The 12,134-nt window shown below is 42.4% G+C and carries 10 protein-coding genes; 1 reads left to right on the top strand and 9 read right to left on the bottom strand.

Annotated features, from left to right (window positions below; translation table 11 throughout):
- Positions 1 to 5: 5 nt before the first annotated feature.
- The 7 genes from IPM95_12805 to IPM95_12775 all read right to left on the bottom strand — a co-directional run bounded on the left by IPM95_12805 (position 6) and on the right by IPM95_12775 (position 8,458).
- On the bottom strand, positions 6 to 1,025 hold the full coding sequence (locus IPM95_12805) for a VWA domain-containing protein (GenBank protein ID MBK9330148.1): 1,020 nt from the start codon (positions 1,023 to 1,025) through the stop codon (positions 6 to 8).
- Between the two features lie 30 nt (positions 1,026 to 1,055).
- Entirely contained in the window at positions 1,056 to 2,063 is a 1,008-nt protein-coding gene (locus IPM95_12800; GenBank protein ID MBK9330147.1) for a VWA domain-containing protein, read from the bottom strand.
- Between the two features lie 5 nt (positions 2,064 to 2,068).
- Positions 2,069 to 3,067: a hypothetical protein gene (locus IPM95_12795; GenBank protein ID MBK9330146.1), complete on the bottom strand. Its 999-nt coding sequence runs from the start codon at positions 3,065 to 3,067 to the stop codon at positions 2,069 to 2,071.
- Positions 3,068 to 3,074: 7 nt separating this feature from the next.
- Positions 3,075 to 3,941: a DUF58 domain-containing protein gene (locus IPM95_12790; protein ID MBK9330145.1), complete on the bottom strand. Its 867-nt coding sequence runs from the start codon at positions 3,939 to 3,941 to the stop codon at positions 3,075 to 3,077.
- A gap of 73 nt (positions 3,942 to 4,014) precedes the next feature.
- On the bottom strand, positions 4,015 to 5,007 hold the full coding sequence (locus tag IPM95_12785; protein ID MBK9330144.1) for a MoxR family ATPase: 993 nt from the start codon (positions 5,005 to 5,007) through the stop codon (positions 4,015 to 4,017).
- A gap of 180 nt (positions 5,008 to 5,187) precedes the next feature.
- Positions 5,188 to 6,249, bottom strand: coding sequence for a DUF3078 domain-containing protein (locus tag IPM95_12780; protein ID MBK9330143.1), 1,062 nt, complete (start codon positions 6,247 to 6,249; stop codon positions 5,188 to 5,190).
- Positions 6,250 to 6,373: 124 nt separating this feature from the next.
- The gene (locus tag IPM95_12775; GenBank protein MBK9330142.1) at positions 6,374 to 8,458 is read right to left on the bottom strand and encodes an alpha/beta fold hydrolase; all 2,085 of its coding nucleotides are present in this window, start codon (positions 8,456 to 8,458) and stop codon (positions 6,374 to 6,376) included.
- Between the two features lie 133 nt (positions 8,459 to 8,591).
- Here IPM95_12775 and IPM95_12770 point away from each other — a divergent pair, with 133 nt between their 5' ends.
- Positions 8,592 to 9,263 (top strand): hypothetical protein, encoded by a 672-nt coding sequence (locus IPM95_12770; protein ID MBK9330141.1) that lies wholly within the window; start codon positions 8,592 to 8,594, stop codon positions 9,261 to 9,263.
- Here IPM95_12770 and IPM95_12765 read toward each other — a convergent pair.
- The gene (locus IPM95_12765) at positions 9,260 to 9,937 is read right to left on the bottom strand and encodes a hypothetical protein (GenBank protein MBK9330140.1); all 678 of its coding nucleotides are present in this window, start codon (positions 9,935 to 9,937) and stop codon (positions 9,260 to 9,262) included. The genes IPM95_12770 and IPM95_12765 overlap by 4 nt on opposite strands.
- Positions 9,938 to 10,067: 130 nt before the next feature.
- Entirely contained in the window at positions 10,068 to 12,029 is a 1,962-nt protein-coding gene (gene gyrB / locus IPM95_12760; protein ID MBK9330139.1) for a DNA topoisomerase (ATP-hydrolyzing) subunit B, read from the bottom strand.
- Positions 12,030 to 12,134: the final 105 nt, after the last annotated feature.

Here is a 12,134-nt window from a genome sequence, read left to right as displayed (position 1 = left end):
GAATGTCACTTCTTAAAATCCAACCACTCCTTTCTGAAAGTTACGAATAAGTCTGCGAATAAAACCAATAATGTAAACACCAGGAAATACTGAAATTGTTCCACATAATCCGTGAATATTTTATCGTTTATGGTTTTTGTTTCCATTTTGGCGATATCCTTAGACAGCAAATCGCCGACTATCTTCGTATTATCCAGCACATAATAATTCCCGTTACCGCCTTTTGCCAGTGCCTGCAGCATATTTGCATTCATTTTGGAAACAATCACCTGCCCATTCTCATCCTTCTTATTGTCGATAATTCTTCCGTTGTTATCATACACCGGAATTGCGCCGCCGCCGGGCGTTCCGACACCAACAGTGAAGACTCTCGTACCGTCAGAAGCAAGTTCTTCCGCCATGTCAATGGCGTTTTCTTCATGGTCTTCGCCGTCCGTAATGACAATCACCGCTTTATATTTTTTGTCGGTTGCCTTAAACGCGCTTTCCGACTGACGAAGCGCTTCGGTAATGATGGTACCCTGTGTCGGGACGGAATTCGTCGTGATAGAGCGGAGATACAACAGCAGGGAGGAATAATCCACCGTCAGCGGCATCTGCAAATAGGCGTTTCCGGCGAAGATGACCAAACCTACCCTGTCTCCGTCCAGTTTATGAAGTAGCGTTTGAATCAGCAATTTGGATTTCTCCAGACGGGATGGAGCGATATCCTGCGACAACATGCTTTTCGAAACATCCAGCGCAATCATCACATCGATTCCCTTACGCTGCACTTTCTCCATCTTCGTTCCCATCTGCGGCTGTGCCAGAGAGAGCACCAAAAACAAAATCAGCATATTCAGCAGCAACAGTTTCACGAGCGATTTCTTATCGCTCCGTTGAGGCATCAGTCTTCTGATCAGGTCGATATTGCCTATTTGCTGCAATTGTATCTTTGTTTTCCATTGAACATAAAAATAAATGCCTGTGACCAGCGGAAGCAGGAGCAGCAGGGAAAAATATTCGGTATGTTCAAATCGCAGCATGACCAGATCTGTTGTTGATATCGTTATCTATTATGTTAAAATGGTTTTCAAATACGTTTTACTTAATACAAATTCCGCCAGGAGGCAAAACAATGCCAGAAATGCAAACAGGTGAAAGCGTTCACTTTTCCGGTGGTAGTTGCTGATTTTTATTTTTGACTTTTCCAGTTTGTCGATATTGTCATAAATGTTCTTCAGGGATGAATTGCCCGTTGCCCTGAAATAACTTCCGCCCGTTTCCTGCGCGATTTTTCTCAGCAGTGGTTCATCAATCTGTACCGGAAAACTCTGGTAGAAAGTCCTGCCGTTCTGGTCTTTCACCGGATAGGGTGCATTTCCGTTCTTACCAATCCCGATAGTATATACGCGGACACCAAAAGCCTTGGCAATTTTGATAGCTGTATAAGGATCGATATACCCCATATTATTCACACCATCCGTCATCAAAATAATGACCTTTGTTTTTGACTTGCTCTCTTTCAACCGCGCTACAGCCGTTGCCAATCCCATCCCTATGGCCGTACCGTCCTCCACCATGCCGCTGTGGATGTCTTTGAATAGATTCAGCAATACCTGATGGTCGATGGTAATGGGACACTGCGTAAAACTCTCTCCGGAAAAGACCACCAATCCTATCCGGTCATTTGGCCTGTCCCTGATAAATTTCATCGCCACTTTCTTGGCGGCTTCCAGGCGGTCAGGCTCAAAATCGCGCGCAAGCATAGACCCGGATATATCCATGGACAACACAATATCGATTCCCTGCGTGGAAATCTCTTTTTCCGACAGCGAACTCTGCGGCCTTGCCAGAGCGAATACCAGGAATACAAATGCCAGAATTTTCAGCAGCGGCAGCAGGGGCAGCATACTCACTTTCAGGGAAGGCGCCTGCGTCAGTACGCCTCCATGCTGTGGAATACTGAAAGCGGGATAAAATGTATCTCTTTTATAATATAACCAAAACACTAAGAAAGGCAGCGCAAGCAATAACCAGAAGTATTGTGGATGCGCAAATGTGTATGGAAATAAATTTGCCATTTTTCTCAGACGGGTTTATGTTGTTCTGCCTTTTTCGCCTCTTCCAGCTGTTTCGTTTTATCAATAAAATCCCTGATTACCTTCAACGAATTTTCATTCTCCATAAAATCCGGTTGTGCCTTCGCAAATTTCACAAAATCACTGAGCGCCAGCACTTCGTTCAGTTCCTTTTTGAGTGACTGCTTCATGACGCCTTTATGCAGCGAACTCATCAACTCTTCAGTAGTTTGCTCCATGGCCGGAATATGGTAACGCAACTCGATGTAGGTTCTGGCGATGTCTGTCAAACGGGAATAGTAACTTTTCACCTCACCGGTCTGCCAGAGTTTTTCCTGCCCGAGTTTATCTAATTCCTTCAAGGCCCAAACATGCGGCGGCAACAGGTATTTTTCATCCAGCGGCAGATTTTTTCTCTTATTATAGCGGACAAACCAGACAATAAAGGCAATCAGGGCAGCCAGCAACAAAGCCCCGATGATAAACGGTAAGATCTCCCTGAAGGTCAATGGAATCTTTAACGGTTCCTTTATCGCTTTTATATCTTTGGTCGTATCAATTTTCACACCGGATACATGCACCAAAATGGCTTCTGACGTAATGGTATCCAACTGTCCGTTATTATCCACCAGAAACTGGAACTGCGGCAACAGCACCTGTCCGGTATCAAAAACAATCAGGTTGACCAACTGATGATATTCATTCTGTCCGCTTTTCTTGACGGTATCAATCGGTGTAAGATCTGCTATCTCTATTATCTGAGAAATGGAATCTTTCAGTGTCGGGAAAATCACCTTACTACTGGAAGCGGCGGAAACAAATAGATCCACCGGAATCCAGTCACCGATGAGGTATTCCTTTTCTTTGACAGAAGCGGTAGCCGTCTGTGCAACTGAATTATAATCAAGCAACAGGAAGAATGAAATAATGGCATATTGAAACAACACTGCACTCAGATTGAAACAATCCGCAACCCGTTTAAATGATATTTGTAAAAATGGTTTCATTCCTGTGTTAAGCGCGTTTCTTAAAGAAGTTCATCAATATATGAACATAGGACTGTTCGGTTTTTATTTTCAGTTTATCCGCACCGGCCTTTAAAAAACTGGCATCGTAGTTTTTGTCGTAGAATGCCGCGCGTTCCCTGTATGTTTTCTGAGTCGCGGAATCAGTGGTGTCAATCCATTTCGTTTCGCCGGTCTCCACGTCTTCAATTTGCAGCAAACCAACCTTTGGCAGTTCCGTATCCAGCTGATCGTAAACCTTTACTCCTATCACGTCGTGTTTTTTGGCGATATGACGCAGTTCATCCGCATAATTTTCATCAATAAAATCAGACAATACGAAAGCTATGCTCTTTCGTTTGACCATGTTATTGAAACTTTCCAATGCCAGAGAGATATTCGTTTTCTTACTCTTAGGCTCGAAGTTGAGTATCTCCCGGATAATTCGCAGAATGTGGGATTTTCCTTTTTTAGGAGGAATGAACATTTCGATGGCATCACTGAAGAACAAAACACCCACCTTATCATTATTCTGAATGGCTGAAAAAGCGAGTACCCCCGCTATCTCCGCAATGATTTCATTTTTCAGTTGATTCTGTGTACCTATGAATGAAGATTTACTGACATCAATCAGCAGCATGATGGTCAGCTCCCGTTCTTCCTCAAACACTTTGACAAACGGATGCTGAAAGCGGGCAGTGACATTCCAGTCAATATTCCGGATGTCATCACCGTACTGATATTCACGGACCTCAGAGAAGGACATACCCCGTCCTTTGAAGGCAGAATGATACTCACCCGAAAATATATGATTCGTCAGGCCCTTGGTCTTGATTTCAATTTTTCGCACTTTTTTGAGCAGTTCTGTAACTTCCATTTTTAGGATTTGAAATGAAAAGATGATGGAAAGAAGAAGTATCTGCTTCCGCTTCCGCATTTCTAAAAATCTGTTAAGGAACTTCTACTCTGTTTAAGATGGTATCGATGATATGCTCCTGGGTGATGTTTTCCGCTTCCGCCTCATACGTGATGCCGATCCTGTGGCGCAATACATCATGTGCCACTGCACGAACATCTTCCGGAATGACATATCCTCTGCGTTTGATGAACGCGTAGGATTTACTTGCCATCGCCAGACTGATGCTGGCACGCGGCGAACCGCCGTAGCTGATCAGGTGTTTGAGGTTGTCGATTTTATAGTGAGCCGGCTCACGGGTAGCGAAGATGATATCGAGAATATATTTTTCAATCTTTTCATCCATGTATACCTTGCGCACGGTATTGCGTCCCTTCAGGATGGTCTCTGCAGAAATCACCGGCCGGATATTCGGATTCAGTCCGCACACATTCTGACGCATGATTTGCCGTTCTTCTTCAAACTCGGGATAGGTGATTTTTACTTTCAGCATGAAACGGTCCACCTGCGCTTCCGGTAAATTATAGGTTCCTTCCTGTTCAATCGGGTTTTGCGTGGCCATTACCAGAAACGGTTCTTCGAGCTTATACGTCGTATCACCCAGCGTCACCACTCTTTCCTGCATCGATTGCAATAAAGCACTCTGCACTTTTGCGGGGGCGCGGTTAATCTCATCCGCTAAAATGAAATTGGAAAAGACAGGGCCTTTCTTCACTTCAAAATTCCCTTTCGCCTGATTATAGACCATTGTACCCAGAATATCCGCCGGCAATAAATCAGGTGTAAACTGTATTCTGCTGAATCGGGTATCTATTGCATCTGCCAAGGATTTGATGGCCAAGGTTTTTGCCAATCCAGGAACCCCTTCCAGTAAAATATGGCCTTGAGACAAGAGTGCTATCATCAATCGTTCGAGCATATATTTTTGCCCTACGATGGATTTTCCGATTTCCAGATTCAGGATTTCCAGAAAAGCGCTGTCTTGTTGGATTTGCTCGTTTAAAGCTTTTATGTCAATAGATTCCATAAGCAGATTTTTGTTCGGTTTAATGAACTGCAAAAATAGAATCCTAGTCTAGGAACGCTTTTGATATATTGTTAAAAAATGTTAGTTGTTTACGTTAATTAAGAATATTATTCCGGACTCATTCTAAATAAAAAAACCACACTTAAAAATAAGTGCGGTTATCAGGTAAGGAATCAGTGATTACAGGCTTTTCGCCTTAACACCTTTCGTCTTATAAAAGTTGGGATTATAGGATAAGCCTACGCCAATAATATCCCTGAATTGTGCCTGTGGTTTATATTGCACCGGTGCGATGGTACCACTCACAGGTGTTGGAATATCGACATCCCAAACCAATTGCAGAAAGACACTGGCGGATAAATACTTATTGACCTTCAGACCTATTGTCGTTTGCCAGTCAATATCAATATTGCGTCTGTAGTGTCCGATTGTTTCAGGAACAAGGGAAGATGTGGCAGGATCGACAGTATTATCAAATACCAGCTCTTTGTCTTTCAGGTAGTTTTTATAGGCTTTAAACACAGAAAGAATCGAGATGTTTTGTTTCCAGAAATTCTGTTTATATGTAGCAATCAAAACGGTACCAAATTCTTTCTTCAATTTAGAGGGGAATGAATTTCCATATGTGCCTGCCGCCGCAATATCGTTGTCACCGACAAATGTGACTTTTGCCGCTAAGGGAGAATAAAACAAGGAGAAATACTGATTGGGGACATAATCCAGACCAACAGCAGCCTCAAAAATCAAGGGAGCGGCAAAACGGGAAATCGGTTTTCTCGGTTTAGGCTGTGCATAATCATACGTATTCGAAAACTGGGAGCGTAAATCTGTGTAAACGGCGATGTACAATGGTTTGTACAACTTATAGCCATACTTGGAAAAGATTTCCCAGCGGTCTGCGTTTTTTCTGACCTTATCCGCATCACCTTTTACAAATTGGATGCCATACTCCGCTGCAAACCAGTTTTGCCACAAATGGTTTTCTTTCTTCAAATCGGCATAAAAACGAAAATTAAATAAGAAAGAAAAGGAATTTGTTCCGCCGGGGGCCCAATTCACAAATCCCGCCTGATTGAATGTCAGACTTCCCAATCCGCCAAATTTCCAGCCGTCAGTGGTGTCTGCCAGTTTCTTCTTCTCATCCGCGGATACGGCTTCTCCTTTAATTTGCTTTTCTACCTGTGCGTAGGTGAACGTTTGTAAAAAGAGGATACAAACCACACTAAAGAGTATTTTTTTCATCTGCTGTTTTTTAGATGTCCAAAGGTAAGATGTTATATCTTTCCAAACTTAAATTTAAGGTTATGAAATACAGAAATCTGGATTTATTCTGCACATTCGTTATTAAAATTGACATAAAGCGGGGTTACAGCTTTTCCTGAATAAAGCGGAAAATCTTTGAATACAGATCATACCGGTATTCCTTTCCGGATATGCCGTGATCCTTATCCGGATAAAGGTACAGCTGATAGGTCTTGTGGGCTTCATTCAAGGCGTTTATCATCTGAATCGTATGCTGTACCTGCACATTATCATCCGCCATGCCATGCATCAGCAATAAATTACCCTTTAATTTACCAGCAGAAATAATCGGATTGTTTTCATAATATCCCAATGGGTTTTCTCGTGGAGTCCGCATGTACCGTTCCGTATAAATATTATCGTAAATACTCCAATTCGTGACCGGGGCTATGGAAATAGCTGCCTTAAACACATCATTCGCTTCCAATAAAGCATTCAGCGCAATGTAGGCGCCATAACTCCATCCAACTATACCGATACGGTTTTTATCTATATATGGCAATAATGAAAGATATTTAGCCGCCGCTGCCTGATCCGCAGTTTCCAGTTTCCCCAAATGCAGAAATGTGGCTTTTTTAAATACCGCGCCTTTGTTACCTGTTCCCGTATTTTCGACACATACCACCACATATCCCTGTTCTGCCAGAAAATTATAAAATAAATCACGCCGTTTTTGCCATTCATTCAGTACTTCCCTGTCTCCCGGCCCTCCATACACATACATCAGCAGCGGATATTTCCTGGTAGTATCGGGATTTGCAGGCTTGATCATCCAGGCATTTAACAGTTGATTGTTGACAGGGATTTTTATGAACTCCTTTCGGGGAATGCCTTTAAGCGAAGCACCCAATCCTTCATTATCTTCAAGCAGTATGTTTCTTCCGGAATCTGTTTGCTGTAAAGTCACCTGCGGAGGTGTTGAAACATTGGAAAATTCATTGATAAAGCAAGTGAAATCGTTAGAGAAACGTGCCGTATTAATTCCATCCTGATTGCTTATCCGTTGCACTGTCAATAGTTCATAATCCATCTTATAAATCGCCGTTTCGATTTCATTTCCCTGATTGCTCTGAAAATAAATTGCTTTATTCTTTTCATCCACTCCGTATACGCTCATTATTTCAAAATCTCCCTTTGTCAGCTGACGCAGTAATTTCCCATTCTTATCATAATGGTACAAATGATTAAACCCATCTTTCTCGGAGCTGATGATAAACGAATTATCAGAGAGAAATTTGACGATATCCGGAATCTCGACATATGCCTTATCCGTCTCCAGATAAAGCTGTCCGAGTTCTTTTGCTTTAATATCAAAAGTCACTAACTGCAAGGAATCCTGCTGTCGGTTCAGCAGCATGACTATTATTTCATTGCCCGTCCCATTCCAGTAAATCCGGGGTATATATTCACTGGAGACAGACAACGGAACCTTATAATTTCTGGACGATTTTGTATCATGCCACCATACTGACACTTTTGCATTTTCTTCGCCTACTTTCGGATACTTGTAGGTAAAGAGATTCGGGTACTTTAAATCATAATACACCGGCAATGAAGATTCTCTTACATGAGTCTCATCAAACTTCAGATAAGCAATCTTATCCCCCTGAGCATTCCATTCAAAAGCTCTTGTAAGTCCGAGTTCTTCTTCATACACCCAGTCCGACTTCCCGTTGATAATCTTATTCCACTCACCGTCCTTAGTGATTTGCACTTCCTTATTGCGTAAAATATCCTTGTAATAAAGGTTATTGGATTTTACAAATGCAATTCTTTTATCATCCGGCGAAAAGAGCGGAAAATATTGCTTCCCATCACCCAGGTCTGTCAGCTTTCCCTTCCCATCACCTAGCACATAATCACAGGAATATGCATTCCTGTATAAGGTTTCACAACTCCTGCTCAGCAGAAAATATCTATCCGTATTGGAGAATGTCAACCCGGACCACTCTTTGTCCATATCTGTTCCAACAAAAGTAAATTCAGACAATTTCCATTCATCAACCTGAACATTTTGCCTATTAAAAAAAACAATATCCTTTCCCTCGGATGCTCTCATTAATCGCGCAAACAGGGTTTTCTGATGCAGGAAAGCAATATCCGGATACGACTTTGCCGTGTATTTGTCTGTTAAAAAAATATCTTCCAATGTTAATTGACAGTAAGCATGGAAGTTCTGCAAGAAAAATAGCGGAAATACCATTATTTTTACGCTTAATTTGAGCATCAAACTATTTTTATCAAAGGTACGTTCTATATATGATAATCCTAAAATCGGGTAAATGAAAAAAAAAGCGCTTTTTTATACATTCTTTTTATGGGTATTTTTTCAGTACAAATTCGCTGCCGCTCAGGAAGAAAACTATCAGCCCACTCAGATAATTGAACCTTTAGACAATAAGAAATCAAGTGAAAAGGGCGAAAAGCCAAAGACTGCCCGGGAGGACGTGAAATCGGCTGCCGAATTAAAAAAGGAAAGATTGAACCGGCTTCGTGTCGGACTGGGAAATTTCGGATTGCAGTTTGGAGCCTTCACCTATATAAATGTAACCCCAACCGTAGGATATATGGTCATAAAGGACCGTCTGGAACTCGGAGCCGGGCCTATTCTTATTTATGAACGTATCCGCTACTCCAGTAGTACCGTATTGAGTTTTTTTGTTTACGGGTCTGACATTTACGCAAAAGGATATATTTATAAAGGACTCAATCTGGAAGCCCGGTATGATTTTGTGAACAAGCCATCAAATTTTTATTATGACAGACGGGTGAATGTGCATCATCTGCTCTTAGGTGCGGGATATGCAGCCCCCATTGGAAAGATAGGCGTATTCAATGCATCTCTGTTGTTTAATGTATTGAATAATAAGGAATCCATCTACCGGGGTACCTTTGGCAATTTTCCCATGATTCTGAATCTTGGATTTGGATTCGGATTGGGCGGCAAGAATTAGCCTTTCACTTCCTGTAAATATTTCTTGCACCCATACGACAGATACAACAACGAAAATATCATGGAATAGACAATGATTTTTTGCGATGTCTGCTGCACATACCCTACTTCACGCGGATTCGGTCCGAAGAAGATCATCACTAAATACAAGGCAATCGCAACGACTATGGTGAGCATGATGTTGCCGAATTTATTGGGCAATAAATGATGCTGACGGATTAGTACGGTATATGCCAGACTTAAGGGCAGCAGCAATCCAAATCCTACCCTGACACAAAACATATGTTTAGGCAAATATAAATCACAGGGGGTGAGAGCAATGCCGGCCAATAAGAATGGAAATGCACTTCCGAAAATCAATGCGGTGTAATGAGCCGTCTTATTCAGTTCTATACTTTTCGTGTGCTTCAGGAAATGCAGATTGAACACAAACATCGCGACCGCGTGAATCAGCAATGCAACTGTAAAACTGAAAAAAGACACCCATTTCGTTTCGCCCAAATGAGTGCGCCAGCGACCCAACTCTGAAAAGAAGTTATTAAAAAAACTATATCCTTTCGTATAATGATCCAGTATCGTGCCCCCCGGAAAAGTAAACATGCCAATGGTGGTTAACACTAAAAACAAGATGCAACTTATGTACAGCAACTGAAATGCGAATGGTGCTTTTTTCATCTGCCTAAAATACAAAGTTTTTTTTGTTCTTGTTTTTAGTGAATGGAATGAGCGTGTTTTTCACAAAAAATAAACAAAAAAAATAGCCATGCTTCCCGGCATGGCTACAATATTGGAAACTTAACGGGTTTTATACGTCAATCTTTGCATATTTGGCATGCGCCTCAATAAATTCCCTGCGTGGAGGCACTTCGTCACCCATCAGCATAGAGAAAATATGATCGGCTTCTGCCGCGTTTTCTATCGATACCTGTTTTAATGTCCGTGTTTCAGGATTCATGGTCGTTTCCCACAACTGCTCTGCGTTCATTTCTCCCAAGCCTTTATAGCGTTGTACATGGACGCTGTCTTCTTTTCCGTCTCCGGCAATCTTTTTGACGGCAGCAATACGCTGCTCATCGTTCCACGCATATTGCTCTTTATTGCCTTTTTTTACCAAATACAACGGAGGCGATGCAATGTAAATATACCCATGCTCAATCAGCTCTTTCATATGACGGAAGAAGAAGGTGAGAATAAGGGTGGTGATGTGGCTGCCGTCTACGTCGGCATCACACATGATGACAATTTTGTGATAGCGTAATTTTGCAATGTTCAAGGCTTTTTCATCGCCTTCCACCCCTTTGCTGACACCCAGTGCTGTAAATATATTTTTTATCTCTTCGTTCTCGTATATCTTATGCTCCATCGCCTTTTCCACATTGAGAATTTTACCTCTCAAAGGCAGGATGGCCTGAAATGCACGATTTCTGCCTTGTTTAGCTGTACCGCCCGCTGAATCACCCTCCACCAGGTACAATTCACACGCATCCGGGTTTTTGTCGGAACAGTCGGATAGTTTTCCCGGCAATCCGGAACCACCCAACACGCTTTTTCGCTGCACCAACTCTCTGGCTTTCTTAGCCGCCATACGGGCTGTTGCCGCCAAAATCACTTTGTTGACAATCGTTCTGGCCTCTTTCGGGTGTTCTTCCAGAAAATATTCCAGATGCTCGCTTACCACACCAGCAACGATACCGTCGACCTCCGAGTTACCCAATTTTGTTTTTGTCTGTCCTTCGAAAGATGGCTCCGGCACCTTTACCGAAACCAGGCAGGTAATTCCTTCCCTGAAGTCTTCCCCGCTGATTTCCGTTTTCAGGTTTTTGAATAAATCATTTTTAGTTGCCCAGTTTTTAAACACCCTGGTCAATGCTCTTCGGAATCCCACTACATGCGTACCACCTTCAATGGTATTGATATTATTGACGTAAGAATGTATGTTCTCATTGTAGGAATCATTATACTGAAAAGCTACCTCCACCACTACGTTATCTCTCGTGCCTTCCATGTAAATCACTTCCGGAATCAACGGCTGACGGGTTTTATCCAGAAAGGTGACAAATTCCCTTAACCCGCCCTGTGAAAAGAAATTTTCGGAGAAAGCAACACCGTTGTCGTCTTTATTCCTCTCATCCGAAATGGCAATGCTGATACCGCGGTTCAGATAAGCCAGCTCACGCATACGGGCAGCCAATGTATCATAATTATATTCAGTGGTCGTAAAGATAGTTGCATCCGGTTTAAAATGAATTTTGGTACCTCGCTGACCGGAAGGTCCTACTTCTCTTACCGGATATTTCGGAATACCGATACCGAATTCCTGCTGGTATTCTTTTCCATCACGATAAACGGTAGCGATCAACTGCGTAGAAAGTGCATTCACACACGACACGCCCACTCCGTGCAATCCGCCGGAAACTTTGTACGAGTCTTTATCGAATTTACCTCCGGCATGCAGAACGGTCAGAACAACTTCCAGTGCAGAACGTCCCTCTTTTACGTGCATATCGACAGGGATACCGCGTCCGTCATCCAGCACGGAGATGGAATTATCTTCATGAATGGTAACAAAGATATTCTTACAATGACCCGCTAAAGCTTCATCAATTGAGTTATCGACAACCTCATACACCAGATGGTGTAACCCTCGCGTATTGATATCCCCGATATACATCGCGGGCCGTTTTCGCACGGCTTCCAATCCCTCTAAAACGGTGATATTATCTGCTCCGTAATGACTGCTCTTTACTTCTTCTAAGACTTCGCTCATAACTATAGTATGTTCTTTATTTTATCCGCACAACGTCCGTTTTACCGGCTAAAAAAACCGATGTGTTTTGACTGCATAAAAATACAAAATTGGTACCTGAAAATG

The sequence above is a fragment of the Sphingobacteriales bacterium genome, assembly GCA_016719635.1.
GTDB lineage: Bacteria > Bacteroidota > Bacteroidia > Chitinophagales > JADIYW01 > JADJSS01.
The sequence above is the reverse complement of the archived record's forward strand: the minus strand, read 5'-3'. Positions and strand labels throughout refer to the sequence as shown.